At 60.5% G+C, this 17,781-nt stretch carries 10 protein-coding genes, 1 tRNA gene and 1 pseudogene; 2 read left to right on the top strand and 10 right to left on the bottom strand.

Features of this window, described 5'->3' with window-relative positions:
* Nucleotides 1–141 precede the first annotated feature (141 nt).
* The 3 genes from BEN47_RS20775 to BEN47_RS03830 all read right to left on the bottom strand — a co-directional run bounded on the left by BEN47_RS20775 (nucleotide 142) and on the right by BEN47_RS03830 (nucleotide 2,545).
* Nucleotides 142–483, bottom strand: a complete 342-nt coding sequence (locus BEN47_RS20775) for a hypothetical protein (RefSeq protein ID WP_125921477.1) — start codon at nucleotides 481–483, stop codon at nucleotides 142–144.
* A gap of 196 nt (nucleotides 484–679) precedes the next feature.
* Nucleotides 680–1,435 carry a TIGR02757 family protein gene (locus tag BEN47_RS03825; RefSeq protein WP_070725353.1) on the bottom strand — a complete coding sequence of 252 codons (756 nt, stop codon included), beginning with the start codon at nucleotides 1,433–1,435 and terminating at the stop codon, nucleotides 680–682.
* Nucleotides 1,436–1,603: 168 nt separating this feature from the next.
* Complete coding sequence (locus BEN47_RS03830; RefSeq protein WP_083322089.1) at nucleotides 1,604–2,545, bottom strand: LysM peptidoglycan-binding domain-containing protein; 942 nt, start codon at nucleotides 2,543–2,545, stop codon at nucleotides 1,604–1,606.
* 357 nt (nucleotides 2,546–2,902) lie between these two features.
* Here BEN47_RS03830 and kdsB point away from each other — a divergent pair, with 357 nt between their 5' ends.
* Entirely contained in the window at nucleotides 2,903–3,652 is a 750-nt protein-coding gene (kdsB, locus tag BEN47_RS03840) for a 3-deoxy-manno-octulosonate cytidylyltransferase (RefSeq protein WP_070725287.1), read from the top strand.
* Here kdsB and BEN47_RS03845 read toward each other — a convergent pair.
* From BEN47_RS03845 to gap, 4 genes and pseudogenes are all read right to left on the bottom strand, one after another.
* Nucleotides 3,649–4,077, bottom strand: a complete 429-nt coding sequence (locus BEN47_RS03845; protein WP_070725290.1) for a DUF1622 domain-containing protein — start codon at nucleotides 4,075–4,077, stop codon at nucleotides 3,649–3,651. The genes kdsB and BEN47_RS03845 overlap by 4 nt on opposite strands.
* A gap of 62 nt (nucleotides 4,078–4,139) precedes the next feature.
* Nucleotides 4,140–4,484, bottom strand: a complete 345-nt coding sequence (locus BEN47_RS03850; protein WP_070725292.1) for a translation initiation factor — start codon at nucleotides 4,482–4,484, stop codon at nucleotides 4,140–4,142.
* A 38-nt stretch (nucleotides 4,485–4,522) separates the two neighbouring features.
* On the bottom strand, nucleotides 4,523–5,392 hold the full coding sequence (locus tag BEN47_RS03855) for a diacylglycerol/lipid kinase family protein (RefSeq protein WP_070725294.1): 870 nt from the start codon (nucleotides 5,390–5,392) through the stop codon (nucleotides 4,523–4,525).
* A gap of 136 nt (nucleotides 5,393–5,528) precedes the next feature.
* Nucleotides 5,529–6,535, bottom strand: a pseudogene (gene gap, locus BEN47_RS03860) (type I glyceraldehyde-3-phosphate dehydrogenase).
* 315 nt (nucleotides 6,536–6,850) lie between these two features.
* On the opposite strand from gap, the gene BEN47_RS03865 reads away from it, so the two are divergent.
* Nucleotides 6,851–6,922 (top strand) — tRNA-Glu (locus BEN47_RS03865).
* Nucleotides 6,923–7,224: 302 nt separating this feature from the next.
* Here BEN47_RS03865 and BEN47_RS03870 read toward each other — a convergent pair.
* The 3 genes from BEN47_RS03870 to BEN47_RS03880 form a co-directional block, all read right to left on the bottom strand.
* Nucleotides 7,225–8,442 (bottom strand): hypothetical protein, encoded by a 1,218-nt coding sequence (locus tag BEN47_RS03870; RefSeq protein WP_070725296.1) that lies wholly within the window; start codon nucleotides 8,440–8,442, stop codon nucleotides 7,225–7,227.
* Complete coding sequence (locus tag BEN47_RS03875; RefSeq protein WP_125921478.1) at nucleotides 8,439–14,606, bottom strand: AAA family ATPase; 6,168 nt, start codon at nucleotides 14,604–14,606, stop codon at nucleotides 8,439–8,441. Before BEN47_RS03875 ends, BEN47_RS03870 begins: the two co-directional genes overlap by 4 nt.
* A gap of 198 nt (nucleotides 14,607–14,804) precedes the next feature.
* On the bottom strand, nucleotides 14,805–17,756 hold the full coding sequence (locus BEN47_RS03880; RefSeq protein WP_070725299.1) for an RNaseH domain-containing protein: 2,952 nt from the start codon (nucleotides 17,754–17,756) through the stop codon (nucleotides 14,805–14,807).
* Nucleotides 17,757–17,781 lie beyond the last annotated feature (25 nt).

Here is a 17,781-nt window from a genome sequence, read left to right on the forward strand (position 1 = left end):
TCCATACAGTCCTATGAGGCGGCCCCATTGTACGGAACTGGTGCCGGCATAACTTGTAAGGGTCAAACCGGCTGTCACAACAAGGAGTCCCACCAGGACAAAGGAGGCAATAGACCTTTCGAAAAATGGTTTTCCACGCAGTTAAACAGCCGTCCCCCCTTTCCTGACTTGATTATGTTGGTGGTGATAAAAGCTTCCTTTAAATGCGGCAACCATCTCTGTGAAGTTCCGGGTATCCTGAAAATAGGAGTTAATGGAAAGCCCGAAACGGTTTCCATCCTGCAGCTTGAAGCCCAAATTTGCATTCCCTCGGAAATCATTGTAATCGTATGAAACGATGCTCTCATACGGCACCAAGACTTCTTCTCCTGTTTTATGGTAAAGAACCGAGAGTTGTGAAGGACTCACGACAACTAAAACGGCCTCGCCACCAATTGCTCCTATAAGCCGGTACAATCCGTAAGCTCCAATTGCAATCGGCAAAAAAAGGCACTCATTCGAGTGTAACGCCCAGCATCATTCAAAAATCCGAAATTATCCAAGAAATCAAATACTTGTGTGGAAGTAATCAGTACTAAGACAATTCCACTCAGAATAAGCAACAACAGAAGCCCCAATCTCTGGCTGGAAATTATGGACAGTTCAAAATCTCTCCGCGAAGCCGTCATTCCAGTCTGTATTAGTGTTTATCCACGCCCGCCCCAAACAGCGCGAAGTCGTATTTCACGGGGTCGTTCGCATCCAGCAGGCGCAGGTTGGCGGTGAGTTCCTCGGCGGCCTGCCAGTCCACCGGTTTGCGGGTGAGCAGGCCCAGCGGGCGGGCCTGACGCTCCACGTGCAGGTCGATGGGCATTATCAAATCAGCCATCGAAAGGCGGGTCCAGAGGCCGAAATCTACGCCGTGGGCGTCGCGGCGCACCAGCCAGCGCAGGTACATATTCACCCGTTTGCAGGCCGATTTGCGGGCCGGCGTGGCCACGTGCTTGCGGGTGCGGCCGGGCGCATCGGGCAGGCTGAAGAAGGTATTGTGGAAATTCATCAGCCGCTCGCGCTGCGTGGAGCCTTCCAGAAACGCGGTTTCCAACGACTCGTGCTGCCCGTACCAATGGCGCAGGAAATGCACGAAATACAGCAGGTCGGTATCGCAGAACGTGCGGTGGCAGAAGCCCAGCAGCCGCTTCAAATCCTCGTCCTGGTGCTGGGTAATGAACTGATGCGGCGCGTCGTCCATGCGGCGCAGCAGCTCGTTGCATTTGTTGATGATGGTGGGCCGCTGCCCCCAGGCCAACAGCGCCGCAAACAAGGCGCTGATTTCAATATCCTGCCGCTGCGCGAAGCGGTGCGGAATCTGGATAGGGTCGTTTTTAATGAATTCCGGACGGTTGTAACGCTCGTACTGGGCGTCTAGCTGGCGGCGGACTTGGGCGATTTTCAAGGCGGGCAAAACAGGTTTTTTAAAAGTTTTGGCTGGAAACAGAACGTCATGCTGAGCGCAGCCGAAGCATCTCTACCGCGCAACTAATCAATTTTAGTATTGCAGTAGAGATGCTTCGGCTGCGCTCAGCATGACGTTCTTTTTGCCTTGGTAATTCCGCTGGTCAGCCTACTGCGGAATGTAGTTCGTCTCGACCCGGAAGCGGGAATCGGCCGTGCCCAGCTTCTGCATGGCGCGGGGCGAGAGGCGCACCAGAATGTTGTTGTTCTCGCCGGTGTCGGGCAGTTTGCCAATTACCCGCACGTACACCGACAGGCCGTTCATGCTGTTGCGCACCTGCATGATGGTGCCCACGGCCGCCGTTTTGTGCAGGGCCAAGTACTTGTCGGTAACGCTTTTGTCGATGGGCGCGCCCAGGCCGTTCTCCACTACCCGCGCCAGTACCTCGCTGGCTCGAGTGGGAGTACGTTCCTCCCGGGCAGCCTCTTCCTTTTCTTCGGCGGGCACGGCGGGCGTCACGGTTGCAATCTGAGCGGGCTTGTCGGGAGCGGGCACAGGCGCGGCTGCTTTGGGGGCGGGGGCGGCTTCCTCAGCGGTGGCCGCCGCGGCAGCGCCAGTGGCGGCCGTCAGTATCAACTGCTGCCCTACCCGCACGGAACCGTTGCTGGGCAGTTTGTTGAGGAGAATCAGCTCCTCGGGCGTCAGCTGAAAGCGGCGGGCAATGCCGAAAAGGGTTTCGCCCTTGGCTACGGTGTAGCGGGCGGGCACTGCATCTGCGGGAGCTGCTGCTACTGCCGACGCTTTAGCCGCCGCTGGGGGAGCAGTCGCCGCTTTGGCCGCTGCGGGCCGGGGCACCAGCACTACCTGGCCCACGGCCAGCCCGGTTTTCACCTGCGGGTTGGCCGCCAGCAGCTGGCTCAGCGTGACGCGGTAGCGGCGCGAAATCGCCGACAGCGTTTCGCCCGGCCCCACGCGGTGCTTCACGAAGCGCTGGCCGCCCCGTATTTCTACCCCAATAGAGTCGGTGGGAGCCCAGCTGCGCCGGCTACCGTTTTCCGGACCCGGTCCGCCAACTGCCAATAGGGTTAGAAGCGAAAGAATTATAGTCATAAAATCAACCTTGCGAAATCCATACCATCCCCGCCCGGAGACGCTGCCTGATGGCCAGCAAAGACAAAATAACACAAAAACCGCTGGGCTATTGACGTCGATGCGTTTAAAATCAAGGGAAGCCGGGACTTGGCCTTGAACTGTGGCGGGGATTTTTGCAGAATTACGAGCAGCCGGGGGCCGTAGTGAAGCCGCTTCCAGCCAAATAAAAACATCTAATTAAATAGGCAAAATTCTGCCCCCGCCGGGAGTTACGTTGCATTCGCAACGCAGGAAGGCCACGGCCCCAACACGCCCTTATTGCGTTATTTGGGCCGGCATTGGACTTCCGATGCTATTACTTACCACACCTTTGCTATGGTCATCGGCCTCATTCCCGCCCGCTTCGCTTCTACCCGCCTGCCGGGCAAACCCCTGGTTGACCTGGGCGGACGAAGCATGATTCAGCGGGTGGTGGCCCAGGCCCGGCTGGCCAACCTGGCGCGGGTGATAGTGGCCACCGACGACGAACGTATTTTACGCCACGTGCAGGATTTCGGGGGCGAAGCAGTACTCACTCGCCCCAACCACCCCAGCGGCACCGACCGGCTGTGGGAAGCGTTCCAGCAGCTGGGCAGTCCTGCCGAGGTGCATTGCATCGTCAACATTCAGGGCGATGAGCCCTTCATTCACCCCGCGCAAATCAACGCACTTGTCGATTTATTTGCCGATGTGGCCACCGCGCCGGCCATTGCCACCTTGGTGAAGGCTGTGGTTTCCGAAGAGGAATTGTTCAGCCCGCACCTGCCCAAAGTGGTACTCAACCAGCAGGGCGAGGCGCTATATTTCAGCCGCCACCCCCTGCCCTTTCAGCGCCAGTACCCGCCGGCCGACTGGCTCGCCCACCACCGCTACCTGCGCCACCTGGGCCTATATGCCTACCAGCCGGCGGTGCTCCAGCAGCTCACCCAGCTACCGGTGTCGCCCCTCGAAGCCGCCGAAAGCCTTGAGCAGCTGCGATGGCTGGAGGCCGGCTTCCGCATCCGGTGCGCCGAGACGGAGCTGGATGCGTTCGGAATAGATACCCCGGAAGACGTGGAAAAGGCCCGGGCGCGGCTTCGGGGCTAGTTTTCAGCCCGCGCTACTATTTTGTCTTCGTGGCTCACTCTCGGCCGCTCCTCCCGCATTTCCCGCGACAGGAAGTAGTTTAGCGCCGTCCGGATAACGGCAATGGCGCCGAGCTTCCCTATTTGCTCCCAGCTGGGCGCAATGGCCGTGGAGAGGATATCGGCTCCCAATTGAAACTCCAACGCCAACGCCAGATACCGCGCCAGCGTCAGCCGAATGGCGGTAAAATCCGCCGTTTGCCGCCTGGCCAACGCCTTGAGCAACAGCCAGCCCGCGCTGAGAATGCCCAGCGCAATGATGAGCGCCCCCACCGTTTCAATTCCCAGCTTCAGCCACAGCACCGCGCTGATAACGCCGCTTTCGGCCTGGCTGTGCAGGGCCGAAGCGTGGGGAGCCGTTTCCGGCAAAGCTGAAAATTGAAGCATTGAGATGCCCGAAAGGTGAAACAAGGAGAATAAATGGTTGCGCCTGCAGCCAGCCGTGGTGATTAGCCGCCGGCTTTTTTGGCTTTGTAGCCTTCTTTGAGCAGCACTTCCAGCACCTTGTCGCGGAAGTCACCTTGCACTACCACCTCCCCTTCTTTGGCGCTGCCGCCCACGCCGCACTTGGTTTTGAGCAGCTTGCCCAGCGCCTGCAAGTCGGCATCGGGCCCCACGAAGCCGGTGATGAGGGTGACTTGCTTGCCGCCGCGCTGTTTTTTGTCCAGCTGCACGCGCAGCTGCTGTTGCTGGGGGGGCAGGGTGGCTGCTGCCGCCGGCTCATCAGACTGGTAGGCAAATTCGGGATTGGTGGAATACACCACGCCTTGCCGTTGGTTTTTGTCGGCTTTCATAAAGCAGAAAACTAGAGTGGTTTTAATGGATGAACGCCCTACACGGCCACGTGCAGGGCCAGGGGCATGAGGTCAATTTCAAACTCGGTGGTGTGCCCAAGGTAGTCGCCGTCGACGTGAAAGCCGATGGGGTCCTGCGCCGTAACCCGGGCCCGCGGCACCCGAAAATATTCGGCCGCCTTGGATTGGGGCAGGTTGCCGAGGACCATGCCCAGGCTCACCTTCAGGGCCCGGCCCACGGGCAGGGCGTCAATCAGGCACACGTCGAGCAGGCCGTCGCGCAGGTCGGCCAGGGGCGCGATGTAGGCGTTGTTGCCGTACTGCGAGGCGTTGGCAAAAGCCAGCACGTAACAGTCGGTTTCCTCCACATGGCCGTCCAGGTCTGCACGAATGGGCACAGCGCGGTAGTTGCGGTACTCGCGCAGCGTCACGCGGAGGTAGGTGCTCAGGCCGCGCGAGCCGGCCTGGGCAAAGTGCTGGCTCACGTGCGCATCAAACCCCAACCCGGCCGTGCAAAAGAACGGGTGCCCGTTTATCACCCCCACGTCCATGCGGCTGAAGTCGGGAGTGGCGAGGCGCTGCAGGGCCGCGGGCAGCTTCAGCGGCACCTTGAGGTGGCGTGCCAGGCCATTACCCGAGCCCTGGGGCACAATGCCCAGCGCCGCGGCGGTGCCCAGCAAGCCCCGGCCCACTTCGTTCACGGTGCCATCGCCGCCAATGGCCGCCACCACTTGGAACCCTTCGGCCGCGGCCATTTTGGCTAGCGCTACGGCGTGGCCCGCGTGTTCCGTTAGCCGGATTTCGTAGTTGGGCTCCCGCGTGCCGAAGTGCTGGGCAATGAGCGCGGGCATGTCGTGCCGCTGGCTCGGGCCGGCCGTGGGGTTGAGGATGAAGCAGGTTTTGGGCATGGGCAACGCCCGGTGGGCGCCAGGCGAATGAGGAAAAAATTGCCCCCGATGCTAATGCAGCGCGGGAGGGCAACAAAAAAGCCGCCCACTCGGCCCCAGAAGGCAAAGCAGGCGGCGTAGTTTACGAACGCAACAGTTAACCGTTCATTTGCTCGCCGAGCTTCTGAATCAAATCAGCCGTGCGGGTCGAGTAGCCGGTTTCGTTGTCGTACCAGCCGATAACCTTGGCCAGCGTGCCATTGGCTGAGGTCAGCTCCGAGTCGAAAATGCAGCTGTGGGGGTTGCCCACGATGTCGATGCTCACAATCGGGTCGGTGGTGTACTCGATGATGCCCTTCAGGGGGCCTTCGGCCGCAGCCTTCAGCGCCGCGTTGATTTGCTCTTTGGTCACTTCCTTTTTCAGGACCACGGTCAGGTCGGTCATCGAGCCATTTGGAATGGGCACGCGCATGGCCAGGCCGTCGAGCTTGCCCTTCAGCTGGGGCAGCACCAGGCCCACCGCCTTGGCGGCGCCGGTGCTGGTGGGGATGATGCTGTAGGCGGCGGCGCGGGCGCGGCGCAGGTCCTTGTGGGGCGCATCCTGCAGGTTCTGGTCCGAGGTGTAGGCGTGTACCGTAGTGATGTAGCCTTTCTCAATGCCAAAGGCATCGTCCAGCACCTTGGCCATCGGGGCCAGGCAGTTGGTGGTGCAGCTGGCGTTGCTGAGGATGGTTTCGGCACCGGTGAGGATGTCTTCGTTCACACCCAGCACCACGGTGGGGATGTTGCCCGTAGCGGGGGCCGAAATCACCACCTTCTTGGCACCAGCCGTGATGTGCTGGCCGGCACCGGCTTCGTCCACGAAGCGGCCGGTCGACTCGAGCACCACGTCTACGCCCATTTTGCCCCAGGGGAGCAGCTTGGGGTCGCGCTCGGCAAGGGCCGCGATTTTCACACCGTTCACGGTGAGACTTTCCTCGTCGTAGCTCACGGTGCCGTCGAAACGGCGTGCACGGAATCGTATTTCAGCAAGTGGGCCAACGTCTTATTGTCGGTCAAGTCGTTGATAGCGACAATCTCCACGTTGTCGCGGCTGAGCAGCGACTTGAAAGTGAGGCGGCCAATGCGGCCGAAACCGTTGATGGCGACTTTAATTTTTGCCATTGTTAAAACAGGAAAAAGTAGTGACGAGTGGCCAATGTGGCACCCAGTTAAAACGCGGTGCGAAGATAGCAGCCTAACCCGGCTTCGCTACCAATCGGCGCCTGCAGGCCCGGAACGCCTCCATATTATCCCTTTCCGCTACGGAAACTGCAACCACACGGCACTTCAAACAGGCGAACAGCTGGCCTTGTATGGGGCCACAAAAATCTTTCCGCCTGAAAAACAACGCACTTTGCTTCAACATACACTTTTTTTCACCCCAGTACTTGCAGGGAAAGCCAGCCGCCGTACCTTTGCATCACCAAAACAAAAAACGGTCCGTTCGTCTAGGGGTTAGGACAGTAGATTTTCATTCTACCAACAGGGGTTCGATTCCCCTACGGACTACAAATAATGCCCTTCCTGCTATCAGGAAGGGCATTTTCGTTTTCCGGGGGACCCTGGAGGGGACCCTAAGGTCTAAGATGGCTTCGAAAAGGCTGGGCTAGGACTTTTTGGCCTACCTATACCGTAGCGGATTTTCTTACTATTGAGTTCTCCACTCTTCCTCCTTACGCCTTCATTCGTACAGGGGAGCAAGCTTTTTTTATTATTAATGCATTAACTATCAATGATTTATTTTTTAGTACTCCTTACGCAATGCATCCACAATACGTCTGTAGCTGGCTGCCTGCCATTGGGCATTTAACCTAATTTAACGCCAATAACTCGTCAATAGTCACCTCATCGACTACCCGCTGGTGGGCAAGTTCCACACGACATTTCCACAGCAAGTATAGCTCTTGCGATAAATGATACCCATGACGTCGCAACTCGGGCTTAGTCCGCAGGAAATATAAATCTCCCAATTCCAACTCCGCTATTTCTTGTACTTCCACTGTCTTGTGTGGTCCAAGCAGTTTGGTATGAGGTAGTAGTCGCAACAGATCATCTTTATATCGGTCTAAAAGAACTTGCCGTTTGCGCTCAATAAACGGCAGTAACACCGTAAGTTGCCCCTCCCAGATGCGGCTAGCTAACAAATCGCTACGGCCATGCAAGGCCAGCAGCGCTGAGTGTACGCAGGGCCGGTCTGCGTTGTGTACCCACCCACCAGTCGTCCACAACTGCTGGCATAGCGCCAGCGGCGGCGCGGGCAGCGGCAAGGCCACTGGGCCAACCTGCCAGCTCCGGCGGCTGGCATAATCAGCCAGGAAACCCGCCGGCTGCAACAACTCCGCGAAGGGCCTGCTAACCAGTTGGTGGGCCAGTACCGGGTCGGCCGAGGCCAGCGCAGCCACAATGGACTGGCGCAGTTCGCATTTAAGAGCCGGCTCCGCCTGACCAAACCCAAGGTGGACGAAGCGGAGCAGCAACCGAATGTCATCGGTGCCTACTTGTGGGCCGTAGGTGTGAACGGCCAGATTGGTATTGGCCGATGGGACTGGGGTAGTGACGGCACCTTCTAAAATCAAAAAGAATGTGCTTCGGCCAACGTATGACTGGTCATTCAGCGCGTACTGATACTCGGCCAGAAAACGACCCCACCCGGCTGCAGCTTCAACACTCAGCTGTTCCAGCACAAACCGATTACCTTGAAAAGCAGGCTGGCCGCACAGGTGTGCGATGCTTTTATCGGCAATGTACTCATCAGCTTCTAGGCCAACACGTTCGTAGAGCCACGCCAGTATTCGCTCCTCGCTGGCCTCGCCCACCAGCGAGCCGGGCAGCCGCAGCCAGCGCTGGCCGCGGCCACTCTGCCATTGCAAATGGTGCGTAACAGCCTCGTAAAAGCCGTTAGGCAGATGTTGGGGCAGGCGCACCACCACGCATTTGCCCTGGTCTAGGTCGTCGGCTACGGCCTCCACTAACTGGTGCGGGCCAGGCAGCTGCCACCAACTGCCCGGCCCCTGAAGGAGGATACTCACCTTAGCACCTGCGTTAGATATTCCTGTGCCCGCACGGCCCCCTGAACCGGCGCGGCTACCACCAGGCCGAGCACTTCGGCCCAAGTCAAACTCAGAGCAATGGTTTGGGCCGGCATTTCCGGCAACCACTCCTCGACCTGGGCCTGCGTAAAGGGCTCACTCAGCCCAGCCAACAGGCGCATTACTTCTTCTTCCGGCGTGCCGGCCGCGAGGCCCCACTTGCTGGGCGGCAGGCTCTCATGCACGTACTGCTCCAGCTCAGCCAGGGCCCCGGCCGGCGCGCGGTCGGGCTGCCGAGCCAGACACTCCAGAAAGTAAAACAAGGGCTCGTACCAGCCGCCGGTGAGCGCCTGCACCTGGGCCGTATAGGTTGGTACCTCGGCTTGCTCTTTCAGCCATTGACTCAGGGTCCGGGGCTGCCAGGGGTGCAACTCTATCAGCGACACGCGAGCTTCACGAGAATCGCGCAGCCTTTCGAGGGCCTCCCGCTGGCCCCGCAACACCTTCAACAGCTTGGACGGGTCCATCAGGAAAACGACGTGCATGGGTTTCGTTTCCGACGACAGCCCGCGCGTGAGGTCGGCCGCGAACTTGACCAGCTCTAGGCCATAGCGGCGGCAAACGAGCACGACCGTAGTCTTGTAGGCGGGCCGGTTCTCTTTAATTGTTTCTAATTCCTGTTGGCACTGTGAAAAGTCATTCTCAAACCTCAGCAATTGGCAGTTGATGTCGGGCTGGCTGCGCAGAAAATCCTCTACCCGCAGCAGGCCCGCGGCTTCCGTACCCCGCACAATGGTGGTCCCGTTGGTGCGGATGATGGCGTACTGCGCGGCGGTAAAAGGGCCGGGCAGGCGCCTCGGATCGTCCTGTCCGCCGTAAATGTCGCGGTCCAGGTCGGCCTGGTAGGCGTCGGGCACCGCCATATGCACAAAAGCCTGCAGCTCGCGCTCCACATCGGCTGGGGTACCCAACAGCTGCCGCAGGTTGGGGGTGCGCAAGTAATAGGTATTCAAAGCCGGCAGGTAGGTAGCCACGCTCAGCTCCACTATTTCGTCCAGCAATACCTGAAACTCCGCATCGGAACTATGCGGTCCAAAAGCCGCCGGCCAATAGTCACGGGCCGCCTCGTGCAACTGCGCGGCCGTCAGGCCGTCCTGGGTCGAGTCGCCGTACATTTCTATGACGTCCTGCGAAGCCAGCAGGTAAGCCAGTAGCTTGAAGCGATTGTTCAAATCCAGCGTCAGCAAAAACTTGGCCCGGATGTCGGCGCGGGCCTTGTGCGAGGCCGTGCTGATGTCGTACTCGTTGATGCGATAGTGGGGCCGCTGGCCGGTTTCCGATGAGTAAGTAGCGTAAAGGTGCGTGAGCAGGCGGTCGCAGAATACTTGGATAAGGCTCGGGAAATAATTGGTTTCCACTAGAATTTCTGTTACCAACTCCTCCTTCTCGAACTCAAAGCCCAGGCTTTCGAGCGGCCGCCGCACCAGTGCTTCGGCCTGGCGCACCTCGTTGCGAGCAATAAGTGGGCCGATGCAGACGGCAGTGCCGAGCTGCGAAAGCGGCTGGTTAGGCAGCCGGTAAGTGCGCTGCACGTTGTGCGTACCGGAAAACACTACCTTAAAACGCCGGTCGGTATTGTCCATTAGTGTCTTGAAGGCGTTCGTGTACTCGAACTGCTTGGCCGCGTCCTGATTCAGGAACTGGTCAGCCTCATCCAAAAACAGCAGCAGCCGATGCTGCTCGTTCTCCTCCAGCCACTGGCGCACGTAGTCCAGCAGCCGGCTGATTTTCATTTTGCCGCTGCTCATGGCCTTGGTTAGCTGGCCCACCTCGAACTGTTGCAGCAGCTTGGCCAATTCCCGCACAATGCCGTCGATGGGATGACCATCAAAGCCCAGCTGTCGGATATCCAGAAACAAAACGAGCTGCCCCTTCTCAGGCTGGTGATACGTGCGCTGAATATCGCGGAGAATGGCCGTTTTACCCAATTGCCGTCCCCCGTACACTAGGCAGGACGAGTCGGACGACGAACTCAGCAGCTGCCGTTTCTCCGCCTCGCGTCCATAAAACATTTCGGGCGGCAACGTGACGCCGCCGGTGATGTAAGGCTTCACATACGTGAAGGGCAGCGTGAGCTGGAAGAACAGCGGCAGCCGCGCCCGCTGCAAGCCCGCCGAGGCCAAGTAAAGTAGCAGCAGCGAGTCCAGCACCAGAAAGGTGCGCTTCTTCTCGCGGCTTAGCCCGGCCAAGTCGTAGCGCTGCCCCAGCGTCAGCGGGTGGAAGTATAACACCAGCATCGGCCGGCGCGCCAAACCGGTCTCGCTGGCTGCTTCGGCCTGGTTGAAGAGTTCATCTACTTCGCTCACGCGGGTGCGGGCCAGCAGCAGCCGATAGGACCCTTTGGCCTCCGAAGCAAAAGCGGCAATCGGACACTCGTCTTTTCCAGACACAAACATCTGCTCAATGTCCACCACTTCGTAGCCCGCCTGCATGGTGCGAGGCACCGCCGAGAGCACCGGCCGCCGGAATCCCAGAAACATACACAACCGGACAATGGCCTGGTAATTAGCTTCGTCCTTGAGCTGACGCTTGGCCCGCAGCTGCTCCCAATCGGTGATGGCATCGCTGGCCAGTTCGCGGGTCTTCTGGTCGGCTTTCCCCAGGTCCTGGCCACCTATTTTGCCTCCTTTCAGCAGGGAGTTTATGTGGTCCTCCGGCAGCTGCGCCAGCGCCGAGCTTTCGAGCGGTGGCAGGCGGTCGAGAAATATCTGAAGCTCGGAAGCTTCTACTGCTGATTTGGTAATGTCTTCGTTGGCCGTAAGCTGCGCTACGTAATGGTAGGCAACGCTGACGGAGCTTTCGCGGATAACCTGGTCTATCCGGTCTTTGGTCGCCTGCTTTCTAAAATCCGGCACTTTCTCCAGCAGGCTGGTCAATTCCTTCTCTACCAACTCCACGCTTTGCTGCCGAGAGACTTCTATTGCTTGCCGCAGTTCATGAAGTTGCTGGTGCAAATACGGGAAACTAAGCGGGGCTTCTTCAAGCCGAAGCTTGTTAGCCAACTGGTCGTGCTGCTTCGCCAGCAGGATTACCCCTGCGGTGCGTAGTTGCTCGCCCACGTAGCCTTTGCGTACTCCCACCTCAAGGGCCTGCTCGGCGAGCTTGATGGCGTGGCGCAGGCGCGGCTCCTGCAAGCGCCATTCGGCTTGGTAGGCGGTGCGCGGCAGCTCGGCCGGGCCACTCAGTTCTTTCTGCGCCGAAGGCCACCCCCGCAGCAGGGCGCAGGCCAGAAAGTTACCCGCCTTTAGTTGCCGTTGGTAGGCATCAGCCCACGACAACTCTGGTTCGGCAGCAGCCTGACGCAACGCGGCCAACTGGTCGGCGGAGCTGCCCGCCAGGGCGCCCGTTGGCAGCAATGGTAGCACCGAGGTGCGCAGCAAAGGCAGCACCGTCAGTTGATGAAGAGTCGGCTCAGCCGTATTGCCGGGAGCGCCTTCCTTCAACAGTTCATCCAGCTGGTTTAATGCCTGCGTCAGCAAGTCAAGGGCTACCAGCATGCTGTTGCTGGTTTCGCGGCGACGGTGCTCCGCTAGCTCGGCATGAGCCAGGGGGAGCAGCTGCCCAAGCTTTTGGCAGAACTGTTGGTCCTGACTTCCCTGGTAATGCAGCCGGCCCGGTTGGGGCCGCTGCTGCTGGTGCATCAGCCAGCGCTGGCCTAGGCGCAGCAGCGGCGACACGTGCAGCTTAAACCACGGCCAGGCTTGCCGGTTGGGCTCCAGTTGCAGGCTGGCTTCGCGCAGCCCTTTTTCCAGTTGCGCTTCGTCATCCAAATCAGTCAGGATTTTGCGAACCAGGGCCAGGCGGCCTGCGTCCGGGCCAGCCTGCTCTAGCGCGCCCACCAGCTTGCCAATGGGCTGGCTGGCGTGCCAGTTGTGGCGCCAGAAGGCCGTCATGGGATGGTGCTTGCGGTGGCGAAACTCGGCGTGCTGCGACGCCGTGCGCCACTGCCGCAGCTCCGCGTGCAGGCGGGCCCCTTCCTGCTCCCGCTGCTGGTCTGACTGGAACTGCTGCAATAAAGCGGGCTGGAGCGGCTCCAGGCTGTCGCGCTGCCCTACCAACTGGCTTAGTTGGTTGAATTGCGGCAAGCCCACCAAGCCGTTTTGAAGCAGCAGGGCCGCCTGGCTGGAAGGAGCCAGCAGGGCCGGCCGCAGGGCCGCCGCCACGCGCACCGCTTGGCAAGGCCACTCCTCGGCAGTAGCGGAGTCTTCCAGACTCCTGCCCAGCGCGGCCGTGTAGGCGGCCTGCAAGCCCGTCGTTACGGGCCCTATTTCCTGCGCGAGGGCCAAGCACTCCAATTCCCATACCGCCAGCAAGGGTGTGGCCCCACCGGCCAAGGGCATGGGGGGAGCGGCAGCGGCCGTCAGCTGCCAGGCCAAGGCAAACCGGCGTTGGTCGAGCAGGTCCCACTGGGTTTCGGCCAGCCACTTCCATTCCGCCCCTGCCGCTTCCTGTTTAGCAGCAACGGGTAGATTTGTTTCAGCCGGAACAGAGGGCAACGAAGCAACTTCCTCGGCAGCCTTTTCCCTCACCACTGTTTCACCGGCTGGTGCTTCCTGTAATGAAACCGCAGCCGGTGAAACAGCTTGCGGTGGGTAAGTAGCGGGTAGAATGACCTCGGGCAAGGGAGCTGCAGCGGCTTCACTTATGGGCAACTGCTGCTCCTCGAAACCAGCTGCTGCGTCATCAACCACGTCAGCAGTGGAAGGCGGCAGCTCCACCTCAGGCGAGACGGGTGTGGTGGTGTCAACCGGCGGTATTGCTGTTTCCGGCACCGGAACGGTGGCAGTCGCGTCGGCGGCTGTGCTGACGCACAAACGCCCCCGAAACAGTGCCAGTACCAATGCCCCAGGCAGGGCATCGCCCAGCGCCAGCGCCACTTCGCCTTCCTCCTCCTCGGCCCGGGCCGCGTCGGGGTCGGCCGCCAGTCGCAGCAGCAACGCCAGCGGGTGGCTTCCAGCTAGTAATTCAGCAATAGCCGGGTGTTCTTCAGAGGACGCAGTCGCCTCGATTTCCGCCATGAGGGCCGAGGCGTTGGCCTGTACATCCACCAGCGGCTTAAATGCAGCAGCGGTTTGAAGCCGAATGCGCCCGACCTGCGCCAGCGTAGCCAGCGCATCCTGTTGGCGGACTTGCGCATGCAGCGCAGTTTGCTGATTATCCAGCCATTCAGTATGCACTAGTTGCAAGTAGGTCAAGGAGGCAGTTGCCGGCACCGCCGGCACTACCCCAGCGGTAAGCAGGGGCGCGGCAGCACTTAGCAAACGGGTTGCTAATGTTTCATAGCGCTGCTGCAACGTGGCCAGTTCGGCTGCGGCCGGCTCAAAACTTGCCGGCAACTCGCCCGCCCGCAATTGATGGGAATACTGGTCAATCCGGTCGGCCAGAACAGTGGCGGCTTGCGCTAACACATTCAAACCAGCCGCGAGCGTCACATCTTCCCTTGGTTGCTCATGCGAATACTCGTCAATGGCCTTGCCGCCCGAAGCTGACGGCGGGGTTTCAGCTGGTTCGGCCGGTTCCATTCCAGCATCGGTCCCGTCCTCCATCAAGCTCATCGCCGACTCCTGCACCGTATCGCCAGTGTCTTCGCTTTCTTCGCCCGCATCAGGGTTTTGCGTTAGGCTCACATCCGGGGCGTAAGCCGACCAGCCCAGCAACGCCGCCATAAGGGTCACTTCCTCGTCGCTGGCTTCACCTGCCACGGGCTGGCCCCCTGGGTAAAAAAAGGGTTTGTCATCGCGCTCCGTTATGTCTTCCGCCCGCAAGAACTCTACGCGCGCGCTGGCCATGGGCTTGGTGCTGGGCGTAATGGCTACCCGGTAGCCCGCAACTCGCAAGGCGTCTGCCACCTGCTTGCACAACCTTTTCTGCTGCTGGTACCAACTATCGAGGATGATACGGCCGACTTTAGATTGTTCAAGCCCTCCGTACCATACAACTCCCTCCAGTATCGCGCTGAACGTAGAGGCACTCCAAGCGTAGGGGCGGCCCGTGGCGGGGTGCCGGGCAGGCAGGGCTTTCAGCAGACTGGTGCGGGCCTGGCCGATGGCCATCTGCGCCAACTTACGCTTGAGGGGTGAGCTGAGAACTTGGTAGAAATTCATAATGAAATCAGTGCGCTGCACCCATTGACGGCTGGTCAGCTAAGGCAGAAAATGAACGGGTTGTTGCCTCTGGCTGGGCCAGGTCATTGCACGGCACACGAAGCTACTTTTTACAATTAAAAAGAGGACTACACTGCAGAGAAACAAAAAAATTAGTCCTCATTATCAGGCCGATAATAAGGACTAATTTTTCGTTAGCTACTCGGCCTCGTCACCCTGCTCGGTCTCATCGGCATCGTCCGACGCATCGGGCAACTCGTAGTCGGGCACATACTGGCGGAGCAAGGTCGCAAAATGCAGCGGGGCGGGCAGGGCCGTCCAGCCCGGCGCGTGGGCGTGGCCAAAGCGCAGCGTTTCTACCAGCTCAGCCAGTTGGGCCGGGTCGTAGCGCACCGCTTCGGCAGCGTTATCATTCTGAATCACCGTTATTTCTAGCCCGTTGGGGGTACCCCAACGCTTACGGTGCAGCCGGATGGCCGTCCCACTTTCGGCCCGTAATTCGCGGTAGCAACTAGCTCCCCGTTTGCGGCTTGTATCCATGTCACTGCCAAATGACAGGTAGGTATGCAGTTGCGGGTGGGCAGTGTCTGTGAGATGCAGCAGTTGAGCCTCGCAGTGCCGTGCAGCGAAGCGGGCTTCTCCCGTTTCATCGAGCAGTCGGGTTTGTGGGGCTTCGCGCAACGCCTTGGGGGCCAGTTCGCCCCGCAGGCGTACCAGCGCCACGTTGGGCCAGTTGAGCTGGGTCTGCATCGCTGGGCCACCCAGCTTCTCCCGGAATAGCACGTCGCTAGGGTCAAGGCGCTTGTCGCTCAGCCAGTCCCAGGCCCCCACCAGGGTACGCTGGTCGAAAAACGCCACCAATGCCGGGTGCTCGCGGGCTGCTTGGTCTATAATATCGTGCATAAAAAGCTGCGTGTACTGCTTGCGCTGCTGAGCCGCCGAGTCGAAGTTGTCCTTTTCCTGGAGGTAGCTGGCCCCGTTGGCCGTCAGGCGGTGAATGGCTTGCGGCAGTGCTTCCAACTGGGCGGGCTGGGGCCGGCCGTTACTAGTAAGCAGCAGTGCGGCCCTAGTAACGCCTGTCGACGGATTCAACTCAATAGCGTAGGGGATGAAGCTGGTAGCGTTCTGCCGCAGGCCGGTACGATTAGCCCGCACGACCCCGAATCCCAACAGCACAGGGGATGGGTTGGGGCCGGCTGCCACCAGGGTTTGGGGCAGCTTGGTGCGCAGCTCGGGCACGTAGCCGATGAACTTCCATGCCACGTCGCGCCAAGCATTCACCAGCCGCTGCTGAAACTCCATCCAATCTACCTCTTCGGCCGGTTTGGCCGGCAATGGGGGCAGCAAGTATTGCACTGGCAAGCCCAACTCGCGGTTGAGCGTAACGCGGGCTGCTCGTTTGTTCACCCGGTCATCAGGGAAGATTTTAGGGGCTTTGCCGGGGGCCGTTGGCGTGGGGTACTCGGCGGCGGCTACGATAAGCAGTCCGTCCAGGTAATCGCCCGCGGTGGCTGGTGTGCTGGCGTGGCCAGCCCGTTGACTAGCCGGCATAAGCTGCCGCACCGCTTGTATAAACGGTTGCCAGTGTTCGGCACGAGCGGCAGCGCGTTGCTCCGCTTTGGCATCCTTTTCGGCGAGTACAGCCCGAGGGCCGTGTACGCCGTCAGGCAGGGCCAGCAGCGTGATGTCTACGGTGTCCGCTCCCAGCACCACCGTCAAAAATTCACGCACGTAGTTGGCGGCACGATGCTGCCCGCTTTGGTAGCCCAACACGAGTCGATAAACGCCGCCGTAATAAGTGGCCGTCGACGCCCGCATCCGATGCTGCCAGGCTTCGGCCTTGTTGCGATTCAGAAAGTCCTCTAACTGCTGGTCAGCGAGCGGTTTCTTTGCGTAGCCTTTTGACTTGGTGTGGTTGGGGTCGAAGAATCGCCACGCGCCATCGGCATCGGCCTGGCCCCGGCTGGGGGTAGGAACTTCAGTCACGGCCGTCCAAGGCGAAAACCCAACCGCTGCCAGTTGCTGCACCACGTTAGCGAAGCAGTCGGCCCGGTCTTGGTCGGGCAGACCAGCCTGCGCCGGAAAGCTCTCGCCTTGACCGTGGCGGTGGGTGATGACCACTTCGGCCTCCTCATAGCTGCCCGTGCCCGAGTCTCCGTCGCGGGCCAGCTCAGCGGCCGTCAGGCCGTGCTGGGGCAGGCCGTAGCGTCGCGCGATGGCCGCGTAGTCCGTCCCTAACCCAAGGTCCTTCTCCACGCTAAACCGCAGGGCCCGGTTCTCCCCCACCGGCAGCACGTAGCCACTCAGGGCCCGCTTAAAGTGCGCCCGTGGCTTTGTCGCCCACACCCGCTTTTCGGGCCTAATCTGCACTACCGGCAGCGGTCGGCCGGGGTAAGTTTCCACACTTATTGTCAGCCCCAGGCTGAAGCATTCCACCCGCTTGGCCCCGGCCGCCAAGCGAATGGGACCCGTAAACAGCCGCGCCGTATTGGCAGTGAGCGACGCGCTAGATTCCTGCCGTAGCGGGCCAGCCCCTGGAAACAGCTCGCGTCCGGCCAGCAATCCGGCCACATAGTCGGCTAAGTCGGCAAACTGAGTCGAGTTTTCGCGCGGCCACGCCGCGAAGGTTTGCGGGTGGTGCTCCCAGGCAAAAACGCGGGCAGGGTGCGCTACGGCCGTGAGGGCCTGGCCCAGCTCGGCCAGGCGCTGCAGCTCCTGGCAGACGGTGTCACTGGCCCCGCCCATGGGGCGCACCGTGTCGCGCACCCATACCTGCACAGCCGCATTGGCGGCGGCCGCGGCGGCTGCGGCAGTTGTGGTAGTAAAAAGCAGTGGCAGCGTGGGCTGATACTGTACCGAGCCACCTGAGCCAAGCCGCCGGTCGAGGCGTCGCACCTGCGCGTCGTTCACTTGCAACCGCAGGCGCAGGTCGCGCAGCGGCAGGCGAGCTTCGCCGTGGCGGGCTATGCCATCGCGCAGCAGCAGCAACTGCGCCCGGCCTTCGCGGGTCCATTCCACGCGGGTGGCGTGGTACACGGGGGCCTGGGCATCGAGCGCCGACGCCCCAGGAAAAGTAAGCGCCAGCAGATAGGGCGAGCGCACGGTGGGCTTGCCTCCGCGAGCGGGGGGAGTAGCAAATTGGGTTGGCATGGTGAAAAAGAGGATGAAGGTGAAT

This window comes from Hymenobacter lapidarius (assembly GCF_001816145.1).
GTDB lineage: Bacteria > Bacteroidota > Bacteroidia > Cytophagales > Hymenobacteraceae > Hymenobacter > Hymenobacter lapidarius.

Bases quoted from the DNA above. Each gene is read 5' to 3' on its own strand.
- BEN47_RS03845 (WP_070725290.1), bottom strand. From the start codon at position 4,077: ATGCTTCAATTTTCAGCTTTGCCGGAAACGGCTCCCCACGCTTCGGCC.
- BEN47_RS03875 (WP_125921478.1), bottom strand. From the start codon at position 14,606: ATGAATTTCTACCAAGTTCTCAGCTCACCCCTCAAGCGTAAGTTGGCG.
- BEN47_RS03880 (WP_070725299.1), bottom strand. From the start codon at position 17,756: ATGCCAACCCAATTTGCTACTCCCCCCGCTCGCGGAGGCAAGCCCACC.
- BEN47_RS03855 (WP_070725294.1), bottom strand. From the start codon at position 5,392: ATGCCCAAAACCTGCTTCATCCTCAACCCCACGGCCGGCCCGAGCCAG.
- BEN47_RS03830 (WP_083322089.1), bottom strand. From the start codon at position 2,545: ATGACTATAATTCTTTCGCTTCTAACCCTATTGGCAGTTGGCGGACCG.
- kdsB (WP_070725287.1), top strand. From the start codon at position 2,903: ATGGTCATCGGCCTCATTCCCGCCCGCTTCGCTTCTACCCGCCTGCCG.
- BEN47_RS03850 (WP_070725292.1), bottom strand. From the start codon at position 4,484: ATGAAAGCCGACAAAAACCAACGGCAAGGCGTGGTGTATTCCACCAAT.